Consider the following 15,838-nt stretch of genomic DNA (forward strand, 5'->3'; position numbering starts at 1 on the left):
TGGATATACGCCCGGGGAACGCCGATCCCGCAAGACGTCAAAGCCCAGCTCCGGGGACGCGCGGTCTTCGAGGGCCTTGAGGGGTCCGGGGGCGGCCGTGCGTATCCTCTTCGCCCGGTGTGACCTTCCTGGGGCGAAGGCGCGGCGCCGGGCGCGGCAGGGTGGCGGGAGCCTAGGATGAACATCGGTCAGGCGGCCCGCGCATCGGGCGTCAGCGCGAAGATGATCCGCTACTACGAGCAGATCGGCCTGGTGCAGCCGGCCGACCGGACGGACAGCAACTACCGGAACTTCGACGATCGGAACGTCAACGAGCTGCGGTTCATCAAGCGCGCGCGGGGCCTGGGATTCTCGGTGGAAGAGATCACCAATCTGCTGTCGCTGTGGCGTGACCGCGCCAGACCCAGCCGCGACGTGAAAGCGATCGCCGAAGAGCATGTCGCGGAGCTCGAAGGCCGCATCGCGGAGATGCAGGCGATGGCCGACGCGCTGCGCCATCTTTCCGGGTCGTGCGCGGGAGACGACCGGCCCGATTGTCCGATCCTCGCCGATCTCCAGGTGGGTGAAGCGCGGCCGGCGCAGGCGGCCCGGCGCTCCCCGAACCTCGACACCTATCGAGAGACCATAGCTATCCCTTCACCCGCAGCACCGTCCTGAACCCCACATGGTCCGAACCCGTGTCCGTGGGGCCGGCCTCCCGCGCCGGGGGGCGATAGCGGAAGCAGAAGTTGTCGGCGCAGAGGAAGGAGCCGCCCTTGATGACGTGGCGCTTCTCGTCCGGCGTGGCGGGCAGGTAGGCCTCGCGCTCGGTGGGGCCGACGGGATCGACGATCTGGCTGGGGTCGAGGTTGGGTGCGTACCAGTCCTTGGTCCATTCCCAGACGTTGCCGGCCATGTCGACCAGGCCGTAGCCGTTGGCGGCGAAGCAGCCGACCGGCGCGGTCTGCGCCTTGTAGCCGTCGGTCCCGGCGTCGGACTGCGGGAAGGGGCCCTGCCAGACGTTGGCCTGCGGCTTCTGCAGGTCGAGCGGCCGGTCGCCCCAGGTGTAGGCCGCGTCCTTCAAGCCTCCGCGCGCGGCGTACTCCCACTCGGCCTCGGTAGGCAGGTCGCGGCCCAGCCAGCGGGCGTAGGCCAGCGCGTCGTCGTAGGCGATCTGGACGACGGGATGGTTGTCCTTGCCGGCGATGGAGCTCGCGGGCCCCTCGGGATGGCGCCAGTCAGCGCCCTGGACCACCTGCCACCACTGGCCGGGTCCGTCGCTCGGGCTCTTCGCGCCCACGAAGACGATGGCCGAGGGCTTGAGCTGGTCGCCCACGAGCGTGGGGTAGGCCTTCGGATCGAGCGGCCTCTCGGCCAGGGTCACGTAGCCGGTGGCGGCGACGAAGCGGGCGAAGTCGGCGTTGGTGACCTCGGTCCGGTCGATCCAGAACGCCCCCACCTTGGTGGCGCGGGGCGGGCCTTCCTCGCGGCGGGCGGGCTGGGCGCCTTGCAGGAACTCGCCGCCCTTCACCAGCACCATGCCGGCTGTCGAGGGCGCGGCGGCGGGCGCCGGCTGGGCGGCCAGGCAGGTGCGCTTCGCGGCGACGGCTTCCGTCCTGGCCGAGGGGCGGCCGCAGGCGGCCAGCGACAGCGACGCCATCACGAGGACGGCGGGGATACTGGTTACTCTACGCATGCGCCGCGGTCGGCTCCTCTTCGGGAATGACATCCACCTCGACCTTCAGTGTCTGGTCGCCGGACGCCAGGATCACCCCGTCGATCGGCGCCACGTCGGCGTAGTCGCGGCCGATAGCTAGCACCAGGTGGTCGTTGCCGGCCAGGATGGCGTTGGTGGGGTCGAAGCCGACCCAGCCGGCCGCGTCGCCGCACCAGACCGCGACCCAGGCGTGGGTGGCGTCGGCGCCCTCCAGCCGGGGCTGGCCGGGCGGCGGGATCGTGCGCAGGTAGCCCGAGACGTACTTCACCGGCAGGCCCAGGCCGCGCAGGCCGCAGATCATGATCTGGGCGAAGTCCTGGCAGACGCCGTGCCGCGCCGCGAAGGCCTGGGCGACGGGCGTGGAGACCTCGGTCGCGCCGGGGTCGTACTTGAACTCTTGGTTGATGCGGTCGTTGAGCTCGGACGCCGCGGCGATGATCGGGCGGCCCGGGGGGAAGCTCTGGCGCGTGTACTCGGTGATCTCCGGCACGATCGGCGTGCGCACGGTTGGGAAAAGGTAGGAGGCGGGGCCGTCGGGGCTGAGGTCGGCGGTGTTGAGCGCGCGGGTTCTGACCACCTCCCAGGGCTGGCTCGCGTCCGGGTCGCCGGCCGGCGGCACATGGACGTCGATGCGGGAGTTGGCTTCGATGACCAGGGCCTTGTGGGGCTTGTCGACGGTCACCGTCAGGATCTCGGCCCCGAACGGGCCGATGCGGACCAGGCGCGCCGACGGCTCGGGCGTCACGGTGATGGCGCTCTCCAGCACCGTCTGGGTCGCCGACGAGCGCGGCGTCAGGCGCAACACGCATCGCGCAAAGCTGACCTCCCGCTCGTAAGCGTAGGTCGTGCGGTGACGCAGCCGGTACTTCAAGCGAGGCCCACCAGCTTCACCGTCGGTACGGCGTTGGCGCCCTGCAGGAAGAAGCGGTCGGCGACGGCGTTGGACAGCCGCATCAGGGCGGCCTCATAGGTCTTGACCTTGTCGGCGTGGAGGGTGGCGGCGTCCTCGGTCTCGAGTTCGGCGGCCAGCGGCAGCAGGATCTTCGACGGTTCCTCCAGGATCCCGTCCTCCTGCAGGGTCGGCAGCACCGCCAGGTGGTCCTTCAGCGCCGCCACCTGGAAGGCGACGGAGCGAGTGTTGAACGGGTCCAGCATGACCAGGTCACGGACGGCGTTCAGCGCCAGGCCGACGAGGTAGCGGGCGCGGTAGGTGATCTGGCTGTCGTTGAGGTCCAGCAGCAGGTCGAGGTCGTCGATGGTCGCGGCGTCGTGTGCCAAGGTGCGGGCGAGCTGGCAGGTGTTGGCGCCGCGCTCGATGCGGCGACCCATGTCCAGGAAGCGCCAGCCGGCGACGCGGTTCATGTTCTCCTGGGTCAGTCCCGACAGGCCGGCCAAGTGGCGCAGGGCCTTCTCCACCTGCTCCAGCGCCTGGGCCTCGGAGTGGATCTCGTTGGCGCCGCCGGCGAGGTCGCCCTCCAGGTCGACCAACAGGCCCCAGAAGTCCGCCGACAGCCGTTCGCGCATGCCGGAGGCCGTGCGCTTGGCCGAACGGACGAGGTAGGTCACCGAGCCCCAGGCGCTGGCGTCGTGCAGGGCGTCGCGGGCGGAATCCAGCGCGCGGGCCGGCCGTGTCTCACCGTCCAGCGCGCCCCAGTCGACCAGCACCCTGCGCAGGGACTCGAAGGTCTGGCCGCGGCCGTGCAGCGAACTCTCGGAATCCATCAGGCTGGAGCAGAGGGCGCGGACCAGCCGCAGGGTCGCCTCGGTGCGCTCGATGTAGCGGCCCAGCCAGAACAGGTTGTCGGCGGCGCGGCTGGGCAGGTGGCCCAGGATGCGGCGGACTTTCACCTCGTCGCCGCTGGCGATCAGGCTGAGGCGCTCCACCGGCTTGTCGTCGACCACCCAGACGTCGGCCGTGCGCGCGCCCTCGCCCATGGAGATGACCCGGGCGTCGGGCCGGTCCGAGGTGCGGCAGAAGCCGCCGGGCAGGATGCGGACGCCCTCTGGCGTCACCGCCGCGAAGACCCGGAGCGCGAAGGGCGCCGGCTGGAGCTGGCCGTCGCGCAAGACGGGCATGGTGGAGAGCTGGGCCACCTCCTGGCCCACGAAGTCGCCGGGGCGCTCGGCCAGGCGCTGGCGCAGGACAGCCATTTCCTGCGGCGACAGGTCGGCGGCCAGCCGGGGCTCGGCGAAGTGGCCGCTGCCGGGAAAGGCCGGGGCGACGGCGAGTTCGTCCAGTCGGGCTTCGACCAGGGCCTGCTCGGCGGCCTGGCCGCACCACCAGGTGGCGATGTTGGGCAGCTTCAGCTCCTCGCCCAGCAGCCGCCGGCAGAGGCCGGGCATGAAGCTCAGCAGGGCGCGGCTCTCCAGCACGCCGGAGCCCGGCATGTTGAGGACGGTGACCCCGCCGGCGCGGATCGCCTCCAGCATGCCGGGCGTCCCCAGCCGCGAGGCGGCGTTCAGCTCCAGCGGATCCAGGAAGTCGGCGTCCACCCGGCGCAGGATCACGTCGGCCCGCTTCAGGCCGGCGATGGTGCGGACCCAGACCTTGCCGTCGCGGGCCACCAGGTCGTCGCCCTCGACCAGCAGGAAGCCCAGGTAGCGGGCCAGGTGGGCCTGTTCGAAATAGGTCTGGCTGAACGGGCCGGGGGTCAGCAGGCAGATGCGCGGCTCGCTACGGTCGGCGGTGGCGGCCATGCCGCGGCGCAGGGCGTCGAAGAAGGGGGCCAGGCGGTGGACGTTGAGCCTGTTGTAGAGGTTGGGATAGGCCCTGGAGACCACCAGCCGGTTCTCCAGCGCGTAGCCGGCGCCCGACGGCGCCTGGGCCCGGTCGTCCAGCACCCACCAGCGGCCGTCGGGGCCGCGCCCCAGGTCGGCGGCGTAGATCTGCAGGTAGCGGCCGGCGGGCGGGGCCACTCCGCGCATGGCCCGCAGGAAGTCCGGGCTGCCGGTGATGGCCGCGGCTGGCAGCACGCCCTCGTTGACGAGGCGGCCTTCGCCGTAGATGTCGCGGAGGATGGCCTCCATCAGTTCGGCGCGCTGGGTGACCCCGGCGGCGATCTGGTCCCACTCGGCCTGGGGGATGATCAGCGGCAGCGGGTCCAGCGGCCAGCTGCGCTCGGTCTCCTCGCCATAGATGCGGTACGAGGCGCCTGAATCGCGGATGTGGCGGGCGGCCATGCCGAAGCGGCCGTCGGAATCGGCGTCCGGATAACTGGCGAACTCACGCAGGAAGCCCAGCCAATGCCCGCGCGGCTTTCCTGCCGCGTCGAAAAGCTCGTCCGGCACGCCGGGCAGGGGGCGGTAGCCCGCCAGCCATTGCGACAGACGCTCGGGGGACGCCCCCGCTGGCGGTCGCGGCGCCATGGTGGTGTCAGACGCCACCGGCTGTTCCCTGTTCCGGAGTTCTCATCGCCGCTCCCTTTTCGAACCGTAGCATAGGTCGGCGCCCGGTCACCCGGCCTCGCGGCTATGGTCCGGTTCCGATCCGTCTAGTATGGCGGGCCTGAGCTGATCTGGGGGATCCATGCTGCGCCTGTTCCTGTCGGTCGACATGGTCGGTTCGACCGAATTCAAGGCCCGGTTCACCGGCCAGGGCTCGGAGGGCTGGCTGGGCATCTTCCAGACCTTCTTCACCAGCTTCCCGCTGATGGCGGCCGGCCAGGTCGGGCTGGAATTTCTCGACGACGACCGGACCCCGGCGATCGACGTCTGGAAGGTGATGGGCGACGAGGTGGTGTTCGTGACCACCCCGTCCAGCGCCGAGGAGCTGACCTCGATCCTCATCGCGCTGCTCAGGACCATGCAGCTCTACGAAGAGCGGCATTTCCAGCAGCTGCCCCTGCGCCTGAAGGGCACGGCTTGGCTGGCGGGGTTCGACGGCCAGAATATCGAGATCGAGATCCCCGAGCTCAGCAGCGGCGCGGGCGCGCACCTGGACTTCATCGGCCCCGACATCGACCTGGGCTTCCGGATCAGCAAGTTCGCCCGGCCGGGCAGCCTCGTGATCTCTCTGGACGTGCTGGAGACCGTGCTGGGCGCACGCAACGCCGCCCGCGCCGCGCTCTACCTGATGGGCAAGGAGCCGCTGAAGGGCGTGATGTTCGGGCGGCCCTATCCGATCGTCTGGATGCTGGAGGCCGGGCAGTCGTTCGCCTTCCTGCCGTGGGAGGTCGAGCAGGACGCGCTGATGGCGATGGCCGCGACCCAGAAGCCGGCGTCGGAGGCCGAGCTGGGCCGGACGATCGAGGACATGCGCCACTACCTGCGCAAGATGCACGGCCGCGAGCGCAGGCCGGTGAAGCTGGGCGGCTAATTGGCGCGTCAGCGCCGAAAGGATTCAACCGCGGAAAATGCAGAAAGACGCAGAAGGCGCATCAGCCACGGCCTCTTCCGCGCCCTTCTGCGTTTTCCGCGGTTCAAATATACAGCGCCCGCGGCGCGCTAGGCCGCCGGTCCCTCGTAGCGGACCACCAGGATCGCGATGTCGTCGGATTGCGGCGTCGCCCCGACGAACACGCGGACGTCGCAGGCCAAGCCCTCGGCCAGCCGGCGCGCCGAGTTGTCGGCCCGGGCGGTGGCGAGCGCGGTCTCGATGCGGTCGGTGGTGAAGAGGTCGTCCTCGGCGTTGGCGGCCTCGGAGACGCCGTCGGTGAACAGGATCAGGGCGTCGCCGGGCGCCATCTGGAAGGTGGCGCTGCCGTAGGGCACGTCGCCGATCACGCCCAGCGCCATGCCCTTCAGCTTCGGCAGGCGCGCCACCGACCCGTCGGCGCGGCGCACGAAGGGCGCCTCGTGGCCGCCGTCCGAGTACTCCACCGCCCCGGTGCGCAGGTCGAGGATGCCGCTGAAGGCGGTGACGAACATCTCCTGGGCGTTGTCGCGGGCCAGCTCGGTGTTCACGCGGGCCATGATCTCGCCGGTCGACCCAGCGGTGAGCGCGGTGGCTTTAAACAGCGTCGTGGTCATGGCCATGAACAGGGCGGCCGGCACGCCCTTGCCCGAGACGTCGCCCACCACGAAGAACAGGCGGTTCTCGTCGATCAGGGCGTAGTCGTAGAGGTCGCCGCCCACGTGCTTGGCGGACTCCAGCAGGGCGAAGACGTCGACGTCGTGGCGCTGGGGGAAGGGCGGGAAGGTGCGGGGCAGCATCCCCACCTGGATGTCGCGCGCGGCGGAGAGCTCGCCCTCGACGCGCTCGCGGGCGGCGGTGGCCTGCTGCATCTCGAGCAGGTAGCGCTGGAGCCGGGCGATCATGGCGGTCATGGCCTCGGCGAGGCTACCGACCTCGTCGGGCCGGCGGCGGCTGATGGCGTTCATGGCGGCCAGCTCGCGCTCGTCGGGCTGGAAGTTGCGCTGACCGATGTTGCGGGTGAATTCCGTGAGCCGGATCAGCGGCCCGACGATCCGGTCCACGAGCAGCCAGCCCAGCAGCATGGACAGCCCGAACATCGCCGCGCCCACGCCGATCGACATCCGCAGCGCCTGGATCAGCCGCTGCTGCACCATGGCCAGGTCGACGTCGGCGCCGATCACATAGGTCCGGGCGTCGACGCCCTGAACCGGCACGTAGATCGAGCGAAAGCGCCCGAAGGCGTCGCTGTACTCGTCGAACCGCGGCTGGCCGTCGTTGAAGGATTGGTGCAGCAGCTTGGGCGCGGTGTCGTAGAGCGCGAAGAACTTCGTCTGGGCGCGCTTCTCGATCTCGCGCGGCGTGGCGCTGGTGGAGACCGTGCGGATCTCGTCGCCGAACTTCATGTAGGTGTAGACGTAGACGAGGTCGGAGCGCGCGGCGAAGCGCGAGAGGCGGTACTGCAGGCGGTCGTATTCGGCCGTCGGGATCGACTCAGGGCCGATGATGCGGGCGTGGTATTCGTCCGGGACAATCTCGTTCACGGCCAGGGCGGCGGTGCGCAGGCGGCCGTCGATGCCCGCCATGATCTCGGTGCGGTCGATATTGTACAGCACCGCCGAGTAGGCCGCGGCCGACACCAAACTGAGCGTGAACAGCAGCAGCAGGAGCTGGGTCTTGAGCCCGAATCTCCGACGCGGCGCGGCGATCTCGGATGCGGGCTCATTCATCGCGGGGCGCGGACCTGTCGGCGGGCGTTCGGGGAAGTCGAAGCTAGTCTATAGAAAATTAGGCGATGGACGTTAACGCGGTGCGAGCGGCGCCGCCGCGCGAGGGGAATGCGTGCAGGGGCTGTTGAACCGTGTGTTCCGGGTCGAGCGCGGCGAGTGGCCGAAGCTCCTGCAGTTCGGGCTGTTCGGCCTCCTGCTGCAGACCGGAATGGGCATCGGCTTCGCGGCCGGCGACGCGGCGTTCCTGACCCACGTGGGGCCTGACAAGCTGCCGGTGATCTTCCTGCTGACGCCGGCGGTGATGCTCATCTACACGGCGATCTTCTCGTTTCTGCTGGTCCGCTTCTCGATCGACCACGTCGTGGACGTGACGCTGGCGGCGCTGATCGGCGGCGGGGCGATCCTGTGGGGGCTGATCCAGGTGGGCCTGCCGGAACCGTACGAGACCGGGCTCTACTACGTCCTGAAGTTGTACCTGGCGATGTGGTACATCGCGCTCTACTCGCTGTTCTGGAACTTCACCGACGCCTATTTCGACATCCAGGACGCCAAGCGGCTGTTCCCGCTGTTCTCGGCCTTCTGCGCGCTGGGCTCCGCCATCGGGGCGCTGATCGTAAGCCTGCTGGCCAGCGTCCTGCCGATGCATGCCTTCCTGCTGGTCTGGGCGGCCGTGGCGTTCGCGACAGCCCCGGTGGCGCTGCTGTTGCGCCGCCGCTGGCAACGGATCGCCGACAGCGACACCGACCTGGACGGCGACAGCAAGAGCGTGCTGAGCCAGTTGGGCCAGGTGGGCCGGGCCTTCAGGACCTCGCCCTATGCGGTGACCCTGGTGCTGACGCTGTTCGTCACCCTCCTGATGACCAACCTGGCGGAGTACCAGTACTCGACCGTGCTGCAGGCGGGCCGCAACGAGGCCCAACTGGCCACCCTGTTCGGCCGGCTCTACGCGGGCGCCAGCATCTTCAACCTGATCGTCTGCCTGTTCGTGTTCAACCGGTTGGTGACGCGGATCGGGGTGCGCAACGTCGCCCTGGTGCTACCGCTGACCTATTTCGCGGTGTTCGGCTATTTCTTCCTGGCGGGCGGGACGATGGCGGCGCTGGCGGCCTTCTTCGCCTATCACGGCGTGCTCACGTCGATCGAGTACAACAACCAGAACCTGCTGTTCAACGCGACGCCGTCGCAGGTGAAGCGGCCGTTCCGCACCGTGGTCGAAGGGCTGTGCGAGCCGCTGGCCAGCCTGCTTGCGGGCGGCTTCCTCCTGCTGGCGGCCAAGAATTCCGACATGCGCGAGCTGTCAGGGATCGGCGTGCTGCTTGGAGCCACGCTGATCGCCGTGGTGGCGGCGCTGCGCCACTACTATCCGGCAGCCATGGAGGCCAACATGCGGCGCGGCTGGCTGAACTTCGGCGACTCGGACCTGCATGCGCCGCAGTTCGACGAGGCCGCCGCGGACCTGCTGCGCGAGAAGGCGGCCGAGGCCGACTCCGGCGCCGCGCAGGCGGCCCGCTCGCTGCTGCACCGTCGCGGCGCCCGGCCGGCCCGCGACGCCCTGGCCGCCCAGGCCTCTGACGCCACCGAGGCCTTCGCCGCCAAGCTGTCCGATCCCTCGCCGTCGGTGCGCAAATATGCGTTGCAGGCGCTGGCCAGCGTGGTCGGCCCCGGCGACATCGCCCTGGTGGCGCCGCTGGTCCAGAACCTGCCCCTCACGGACCGAGCCAGCCGCGCGACGATCCTGGAGCTGCTGGGCGCCATCGGCGACGTGGAGGCGATCCCCCAGATCCTGGGCGCCGCCGCGCGCCTCAGCCCGCGCGAGCTGCGCGCCACCGAGACAATGCTGGCCGGGCTAGGCGACGCGGCGATCCCGCGCCTGATGCAGGTGCTGTCCAACTACCAGGCGTCCTACCGCGCCCGGGCCGTGGCCGCGCGCGCGCTCAGCACGCTCTCCCATGCCCAGTTCGTCTCGCAACTGGAACGGCTGGTCACCGAGGAGCTGGACGAGACGGGCCGCCGGCTGGGCGTGGCCGAGCGGTTCGCGGCCGAGGGTCGGCGTTCGCCGGCGCTCAGGCTGCTGGCTGACGCCTATCGGCAGCGGATCGGCGAGTCGGTGGACTTCACTCTGGAACTGCTGGCCCTGGGCGGGCGGCTGCCCGACTTCGACCTGCTCATCGTCTCGCTGCACTCGGCCAATCCGAAGGTGCGCGGCAATGCGGTGGAGGCCATCGCCAGCGGTGTGGGCCACGCCACGTGGGAGCGGCTGGACCCCCTGGTCAACCGCAGGGCCGCCGGTGAGGCGGCGGCCGGCGACTTGGTCGATCTGCTGAAGGCCGCCGTCGAGAGCGGTCACGGGTTCGAGGCCGCCGCCGCGGCGCAGGCGCTGCGCGACCTGCTTCCGCCCGCCGAACTGGCCGCCGCCCTGCGCCGCGGCCTGACGTCCGACATGGCGCCCATCTTCCGCGATAGCTTCACCAACCTGTTGGGACTGGACGCGGAGCCCCGGCCGACCGCCGTCGATCTTGTCGAGGCCATCCGCGGCGTGTCCGACCTGGCGAACGCCTCCATCGACGCCCAGGTGGCGCTGGCCGAGCGGGCGACGCCCACGCCCGCCGCCCGCGGGCCCGTCGAGCTGAAGCTTGAGGGCCGGTCCTTCTGGATCACGCGCGCCGACGTCGACGAGGTGGCCGCCCGCTACGCCGACCTCGCGCTGACCATGCTCAAGGCCAGGGACGACCGGTCCTATGCCGCCTGACGGGACGCCGATCAAAACCCTGCTGTGGCGGACCTTCACGCCGGCGATCCTGGTCCTGGCGGTGGTGCTGGGCGCGCTGGTCTACAACCGGCTCTACGACACCATCCTGGACGGCTTCTCGCGCAAGCTGGTCACCACCAGCGCGATCGCCGGCGCCCTGATCGATCCGGCCGACCACGACTTCCTGATCCGCGCCGCCCAGGTCCGCGCCCCGGCCGAGGCGGTGGAGGCGATGCCGCAATACCGGCGCAACGTCGAGCCGATGCGGCGCGTGCGGCGCGAGCTGGGCCTGACCTATCTCTATTCCCAGGTGCTGGGCGGGCCAAAGGACGTGATCTATGTCCTGGACGCCACCGAGGGCGAGGAACACTCGACCATCGGGTCGGAAGACGAGCTGACGCCCGAGACCCGCATCGGCCTGCGCCGCACGATCGCCGACGGGACGATCTATGTCTCGCCGATCGAATTCCAGGAGCAGTGGGGCCTGCTGAAGACCGCCGCCGCGCCGATCCGGGCGCAGGACGGGCGCATCGTCGCCACGGCGGGCGCCGACGTGAACATCTCGGTGATCGAGGTTGCGACGCAGAACGCCCTGTTCGCCAGCGCCCTGATCGGCGTGGCCTCGCTGATCGCCTCGGCGCTGGTGACCTTGCTGATCGTGCGGTGGGTGGCGCGGCCGATCGAGGGGCTCAAGGCCGACGCGCTCAGGATCGCGGCGGGCGACCGAGCCCCGCCGGCCGTGGTGGCGGCGCCGCGGGAGGTCGCGCGGCTGCGCGAAGCGCTGGCGGAGCTGGCGACGCACCTGATGGCCGCCATGCGCGAGGCATGGAGCGACACGCTCGCCCTGGACCGCGCACGCAACGCCGCCAGGCTGGAGGCCGCTCTGCCTGCCGCGAAGCCCGTGACGTTGGTGGCCGACGGCAAGCACCGCGTCGTCTGGACGCCCGCGGGCGATACGCTGGAGGCCCGGCTTGAGCACCGGGCCATGACCCTGCTGGCCGAACGCTTCGCCGCGCAGCCCAGGCTGGCGGCGGCGTGGCGGGACCTGGCGAACCCGGCGTACGGCGCCGTGCAAGAGGTCCGGGCATGATCGGCGCCGAGGCCGTCCAGCGCCTGTTCATCCTGCGCGCCGTCGGACCGTTTCAGCGGCTGGAGGATGCGGAACTCCTGCTCATCGCGCGCCACGCCCGCGTGAGGACCTTCCCGCCCGGCAAGGTGGTGATCGCGGCGGGCGTGGTGGCCGAGGCCATGTTCGTGGCGCCGCTGGGCGGCGTCGAGGTCGGGGGCGCGGCGGCTCCGGTGGTGTTCGACGCGCCTGGCCTGCTGTTCGGCCTGGCCGCGCGCGCCGACTACGTGGCGGGGCCCGAGGGTGTTGAGGCGCTGGTCATCGCCAAGCCGCATGTGTTCACCATCGCGCGCGAGTGCCCGGAGTTCGTGGTGGGCCTGCGCGACCTGGCGGAACGGACGGCGCCGTGAGCATCCGGCGCACCTTCCTGCTGCTGATCGCGCCGCTGTTTCTGCTGCTGGCGGGCGTGAACGGAGCGTTGCTGTACCTCTGGGAGCGGGCCGAGGCCGAGCGCGGCCTGGCTGGCCAGGCGATCGCCGCGGCGGTCACCACGGCGGCCTTCGCCGACGCGTCGGACGACCTGGCGCACGCACTGGCGGATCGGGCCCGCACGGAGGCGCTGCGCGACGCCGCGCGACGCGTGACGGGGCTGCAAGGCCTCTACATCGTGCGGCCGGATGGCCAGACCGTGCAAATCGTCGGACGCCCGTCCGCGTTCTGGCCGGGGCGCTTCGAAGCGCCGCGCGCGCCGGTGGCGGCGCCGATCCGGTCCGACCCGACCGGAAGGCGGATGGCCACGGGCCTGGCCCCTGTCGCGCGCGGCGGCTACGTCATCGCCCAGATCGACGCTGACCCCCTGTTCGCCCAGGTGGAGGGCTTGCAGCGGCTGATCGCCGGTGTCGTGGCGGCGGCGGGTCTGCTCGGCCTGGCGCTGGCGCTGGCGATAGCCCGGCTGATCGTGCGCGAACTGGCCCGCAACAGCGCCATGATCGCGGCGATCCGGGCCGACCAGCCGCCCGGGGACGCGGATCGGTTCGCGATCCGCGAGACCCGCGACCTGGCGCTGGCCGTGCGGCTGATGCGGGCCAGCGTCTCCGGCCGCATGGCCCGAGGCCGCCATGAGCTGGCGCGCCGCGACCGGGAACGCGACGAGGCGGGCGCCGTGGCGGCCCACCGCGAGACCGCCTTCGCGGCGCTCGCCACCACCGCGGCGGGCGCCGCCCTGGCGGTCCGGATGCTGGGCGCCGCGCCGGCGGGAAGCTTCTACGCCCTGTGCGATGGCGATGGCCGCGCGACGCTGGTGCTCGGAGACTGCGCCGGAGACACGCCCTCTGACGCCCTGGCCCGTGCTGTGGCGGCGCGACGGTTCTTCGAGGCGAACCTGGCGACAACCGCGCGCGTCGCCCAGGGCGAGGCGGCCTTCGCCCTGACGCGGGTGGCCTGGATCGCGTGGTCCGTCGAGGCGCCGCCCGCGGCCCAGGCGCTGGCCCTGCTGGACGGCGACGACGCGGACCGGGTCGCGGCCTATGTGGTCCGCGCGGAGGGCCTGGATCCCAGCGCGATCATCGACGACCTGGCGACGCTGCTGCGCTTGGACGGCGTGGTGGCGGTGGTGCGGCCGGGCTCAGCCCAGGCTGGCGAGGGCTGACTCCACGTCGGCCTCGATGGCGAAGATGCTGGTGAAGCCGCTGATGTCGAACACCTCGCGCACGGTCTGGGCGAGGCCGGTGAGCACCAGCTTGTGGCCCTTGGCGCGAGCCGCCTTGGCGCCGATCAGCATCACGCGCAGGCCGGCGGAACTGACGTAGGGCACTTCGGCCAGGTCCAGGATGACCTTGTCATGGGTCTGCACGCGGGCGGGCAGGACGGCTTCAAGTTCGCCGGCGGAACCGGAGTCCAGCCGGCCCGTCGCCGCCACCACGAGCACGTCGCCGCGGGTCTCTTCGTTGATCTGCATCGGGGCCCCTCGCGATCCCGCCGTCGCCGCGGCCTTTGAGATCATTCGCCGCGCGACTAGACTGGCAACCGTGAGTCACCGCAAGGCCCCAGAGCGGGCGAGCGATATGGAACCGGACTTCTCCCATACGCTCCTCGACGGGGCCGTGGGCCTTTCGGCGCTGCTCGACACCCTGGAGGAGGAATTGGTCGCACGCGGCGTGCCCCTGGCCGCCGTCAGCTCGCTGCTGATCGCTGCCGACGAGGTTATCAGCAACGCGCTGAACCATGGCGGCGGAGCGCCCGTCGTGGAGGTCGCGGCCCGGGTGGCCGGCGGCCAGGTGACGATGCGGATCACCGACGATGGCGTGGCCTTCGACCCTCTGGCCGCCGCGCCCCCGGACACCAGCCTGTCGATCGAGGACCGGGAGATCGGCGGCCTCGGCATCCACCTGGTGCGCAAGCTGATGGACCAGGTCGACTACGAGCGCAGCGGTAAACATAACCGTTTGCAGTTTTCCAAGAGCTTCGCGTCACCGTCGCCTTCTCGACGGACGGCCGACGAGGCATCCTAGGGCCGACATGCCAGCCAACACCGAATCGCCCTCGACCGCCGGGGTCCAGCCGGACGCGTCCCTCGAAGTCTGCGACACCGACTCCGAGTACGGCCTCGGCGTCCGCACGCTGGCTCCACGCCGCAAGGGCCAGGTGATCCACCATTTCACGGGCGTGCTGACGCCCGAGCTGTTGCAGCACAGCCTGCAGGTCAGCCCGGGCATGCACATCACCCAGACGGAGATCATCGGCTTCCTGTCGCACAGCTGCGAGCCGGACTGCCGGCTGGACATGGCGCGCTCGGAGCTGGTGGCGCTGCGGGATATCCGGCCCGGCGATCTGTTGACGATCGACTACGCCGAGACCGAGGACGTGCTCTACCGCCAGTTCGCCTGCCACTGCGGCGCCGCGCGTTGCCGCCATTGGATCACCGGGCGCACGGAACAGCCCAACGCCGAGGGGCGCGCCTATCTCGCGACGCTGGCGCCATGAGCCTGGCCCCGGCTACCCGGCCGGACGCGGGGTTCTGGTGGGCGCGCGACGACCTGGATTTCCGGGACGGGCGGCTGCATCTGGCGGGCCACGACGTGGGCGCCCTGGCCGAGACGGTCGAGGGGCCGCTGCACCTCTACAGCGCGGCCCGCATCTCGGCGAACCTGAGGCGGGTCCGGGACGCCCTGGCGGGCACGGGGCTCCGGTCGCGCCTCTACTACGCCATGAAGGCCAATCGCTACGAGCCGCTGCTGCGGCATCTGGCGAAGGGCGGCCAGTGCGGGATCGACGTCTGTTCGCCGGCCGAACTGGACCGCGCGCTGGCCTGCGGGTTCGCGGCGGCGGACATCAGCTTCACCGGCACGGGGGTCTCGAACCGCGACCTGGAACGGCTGCTGGCGCACCCGGACCTGACCATCAACTGCGACGGGGTCGGCATGATTCGCCGGATCGGCGAGCGCGCGCCGGGCCGCGCCATCGGCGTGCGGGTCAACCCCGAGCGCGGGGCCAGCTACGGCGGGGCCGAGAAGCTGAGCTATGCCGGCGACGTAGCAACGAAGTTCGGAATCTACCGCGAGCAATGGCCCCAGGCGCTGGCCATGGCGCGCGCGCATGGCCTGACGATCACCAGCCTGCATTTCCATGTCGGTTGCGGCTACCTCACCCGCGAGCTCGACGACTGGGACGCGGCGGTAGGGGCGGGCCTGGCGTTCCTCGACGATCTGCCGGACGTCACGACGGTGAACGTCGGCGGTGGCCTGGGCCTGCCGCACCGCGAGGGCGACGCCCCGCTGGACCTTGGTCGCTGGGCGGCGCTGCTGGCGCAGCGGTTCGCGGGGCGGGGCGTGACCGTCGCAGTCGAGCCGGGCGACTACATCGTCAAGGACGCCGGCGTGCTGGTCCTGGGCGTCACCGACGTGGAGCAGAAGCGCGATGTGACCTTCGTCAGCGTCGACGGTGGGTTCAACCTGGCGCCCGAGCCCGCCTACTACGAGCTACCCTGCGAACCCGTCGCCTGCGCGCCGCGCAGCTTCGAGACCGCGGCCTGGAAGCCGGTGACCATCGCCGGTAACATCAACGAGGCGCTGGATATCTGGGCCCACGCCCAACCGATGCCGGAGCTGCGCGAGGGCGACCGGATCGCCTTGCTGAACGCCGGCGGCTACGGGTCTTCGATGAGCTCCAATCACTGCATGCGCGGCGAATTCACCGAGATGCTGCTTCCGGCCTGACGCGCCAAGCTCCCGTTAAGTGAATCGCGTGC

Annotated in this window: 14 protein-coding genes; 9 read left to right on the plus strand and 5 right to left on the minus strand. The window is 70.9% G+C overall.

The features are described from left to right. The first annotated feature begins 177 nt into the window (after positions 1–177). Complete coding sequence (gene cueR, locus EPO51_RS05480; RefSeq protein WP_293346967.1) at positions 178–657, plus strand: Cu(I)-responsive transcriptional regulator; 480 nt, start codon at positions 178–180, stop codon at positions 655–657. Here the strand turns inward: cueR and EPO51_RS05485 are convergent. The 3 genes from EPO51_RS05485 to EPO51_RS05495 are packed head-to-tail and all read right to left on the minus strand — an operon-like array spanning position 629 to position 5,080. Next, the gene (locus EPO51_RS05485; protein ID WP_293346969.1) at positions 629–1,675 is read right to left on the minus strand and encodes a formylglycine-generating enzyme family protein; all 1,047 of its coding nucleotides are present in this window, start codon (positions 1,673–1,675) and stop codon (positions 629–631) included. The genes cueR and EPO51_RS05485 overlap by 29 nt on opposite strands. Next, positions 1,668–2,567 carry a transglutaminase family protein gene (locus EPO51_RS05490; protein WP_293346971.1) on the minus strand — a complete coding sequence of 300 codons (900 nt, stop codon included), beginning with the start codon at positions 2,565–2,567 and terminating at the stop codon, positions 1,668–1,670. The genes EPO51_RS05485 and EPO51_RS05490 overlap by 8 nt, the downstream gene beginning before the upstream one ends. Next, positions 2,564–5,080 carry a circularly permuted type 2 ATP-grasp protein gene (locus EPO51_RS05495; protein WP_293346973.1) on the minus strand — a complete coding sequence of 839 codons (2,517 nt, stop codon included), beginning with the start codon at positions 5,078–5,080 and terminating at the stop codon, positions 2,564–2,566. Before EPO51_RS05495 ends, EPO51_RS05490 begins: the two co-directional genes overlap by 4 nt. 142 nt (positions 5,081–5,222) lie before the next feature. Between EPO51_RS05495 and EPO51_RS05500 the strand changes: the two genes are divergently transcribed. After that, positions 5,223–6,011: a nucleotidyl cyclase domain-containing protein gene (locus EPO51_RS05500; RefSeq protein WP_293346975.1), complete on the plus strand. Its 789-nt coding sequence runs from the start codon at positions 5,223–5,225 to the stop codon at positions 6,009–6,011. A gap of 128 nt (positions 6,012–6,139) precedes the next feature. On the opposite strand, the gene EPO51_RS05505 is transcribed toward EPO51_RS05500, so the two are convergent. After that, positions 6,140–7,777 carry a PP2C family protein-serine/threonine phosphatase gene (locus EPO51_RS05505; RefSeq protein WP_293346977.1) on the minus strand — a complete coding sequence of 546 codons (1,638 nt, stop codon included), beginning with the start codon at positions 7,775–7,777 and terminating at the stop codon, positions 6,140–6,142. A gap of 112 nt (positions 7,778–7,889) precedes the next feature. Here EPO51_RS05505 and EPO51_RS05510 point away from each other — a divergent pair, with 112 nt between their 5' ends. Genes EPO51_RS05510 through EPO51_RS05525 form a run of 4 tightly spaced genes read left to right on the plus strand, consistent with a single transcriptional unit; the run spans position 7,890 to position 13,240 of the window. After that, positions 7,890–10,526, plus strand: coding sequence for a hypothetical protein (locus tag EPO51_RS05510; RefSeq protein ID WP_293346979.1), 2,637 nt, complete (start codon positions 7,890–7,892; stop codon positions 10,524–10,526). Beyond that, positions 10,516–11,616 carry a methyl-accepting chemotaxis protein gene (locus EPO51_RS05515; RefSeq protein ID WP_293346981.1) on the plus strand — a complete coding sequence of 367 codons (1,101 nt, stop codon included), beginning with the start codon at positions 10,516–10,518 and terminating at the stop codon, positions 11,614–11,616. The genes EPO51_RS05510 and EPO51_RS05515 overlap by 11 nt, the downstream gene beginning before the upstream one ends. Further along, positions 11,613–12,002: a cyclic nucleotide-binding domain-containing protein gene (locus EPO51_RS05520; protein ID WP_293346983.1), complete on the plus strand. Its 390-nt coding sequence runs from the start codon at positions 11,613–11,615 to the stop codon at positions 12,000–12,002. Before EPO51_RS05515 ends, EPO51_RS05520 begins: the two co-directional genes overlap by 4 nt. Further along, positions 11,999–13,240, plus strand: a complete 1,242-nt coding sequence (locus EPO51_RS05525; protein ID WP_293346985.1) for a hypothetical protein — start codon at positions 11,999–12,001, stop codon at positions 13,238–13,240. The genes EPO51_RS05520 and EPO51_RS05525 overlap by 4 nt, the downstream gene beginning before the upstream one ends. Here the strand turns inward: EPO51_RS05525 and EPO51_RS05530 are convergent. Beyond that, positions 13,217–13,549, minus strand: a complete 333-nt coding sequence (locus EPO51_RS05530) for an STAS domain-containing protein (RefSeq protein ID WP_293346987.1) — start codon at positions 13,547–13,549, stop codon at positions 13,217–13,219. The two genes, EPO51_RS05525 and EPO51_RS05530, sit on opposite strands and share 24 nt — an antisense overlap. Before the next feature lie 106 nt (positions 13,550–13,655). On the opposite strand from EPO51_RS05530, the gene EPO51_RS05535 reads away from it, so the two are divergent. The 3 genes from EPO51_RS05535 to EPO51_RS05545 are packed head-to-tail and all read left to right on the plus strand — an operon-like array spanning position 13,656 to position 15,806. Continuing rightward, on the plus strand, positions 13,656–14,102 hold the full coding sequence (locus tag EPO51_RS05535; protein ID WP_293346989.1) for an ATP-binding protein: 447 nt from the start codon (positions 13,656–13,658) through the stop codon (positions 14,100–14,102). 7 nt (positions 14,103–14,109) lie between these two features. Next, on the plus strand, positions 14,110–14,574 hold the full coding sequence (locus EPO51_RS05540; RefSeq protein ID WP_293346991.1) for an SET domain-containing protein-lysine N-methyltransferase: 465 nt from the start codon (positions 14,110–14,112) through the stop codon (positions 14,572–14,574). After that, a complete protein-coding gene (locus tag EPO51_RS05545; RefSeq protein ID WP_293346993.1) occupies positions 14,571–15,806 on the plus strand; it encodes a diaminopimelate decarboxylase in 1,236 nt (411 codons plus the stop codon). Before EPO51_RS05540 ends, EPO51_RS05545 begins: the two co-directional genes overlap by 4 nt. Positions 15,807–15,838: the final 32 nt, after the last annotated feature.

Source organism: Phenylobacterium sp., assembly GCF_004297125.1.
In the GTDB taxonomy this organism is placed as follows: domain Bacteria; phylum Pseudomonadota; class Alphaproteobacteria; order Caulobacterales; family Caulobacteraceae; genus Phenylobacterium.

Coding starts and splice junctions, on each gene's coding strand:
- EPO51_RS05505 (WP_293346977.1), bottom strand. CDS start 7,777: ATGAATGAGCCCGCATCCGAGATCGCCGCGCCGCGTCGGAGATTCGGG.
- EPO51_RS05515 (WP_293346981.1), top strand. CDS start 10,516: ATGCCGCCTGACGGGACGCCGATCAAAACCCTGCTGTGGCGGACCTTC.
- EPO51_RS05520 (WP_293346983.1), top strand. CDS start 11,613: ATGATCGGCGCCGAGGCCGTCCAGCGCCTGTTCATCCTGCGCGCCGTC.
- EPO51_RS05545 (WP_293346993.1), top strand. CDS start 14,571: ATGAGCCTGGCCCCGGCTACCCGGCCGGACGCGGGGTTCTGGTGGGCG.
- EPO51_RS05540 (WP_293346991.1), top strand. CDS start 14,110: ATGCCAGCCAACACCGAATCGCCCTCGACCGCCGGGGTCCAGCCGGAC.
- EPO51_RS05535 (WP_293346989.1), top strand. CDS start 13,656: ATGGAACCGGACTTCTCCCATACGCTCCTCGACGGGGCCGTGGGCCTT.
- EPO51_RS05485 (WP_293346969.1), bottom strand. CDS start 1,675: ATGCGTAGAGTAACCAGTATCCCCGCCGTCCTCGTGATGGCGTCGCTG.
- EPO51_RS05500 (WP_293346975.1), top strand. CDS start 5,223: ATGCTGCGCCTGTTCCTGTCGGTCGACATGGTCGGTTCGACCGAATTC.
- EPO51_RS05530 (WP_293346987.1), bottom strand. CDS start 13,549: ATGCAGATCAACGAAGAGACCCGCGGCGACGTGCTCGTGGTGGCGGCG.
- cueR (WP_293346967.1), top strand. CDS start 178: ATGAACATCGGTCAGGCGGCCCGCGCATCGGGCGTCAGCGCGAAGATG.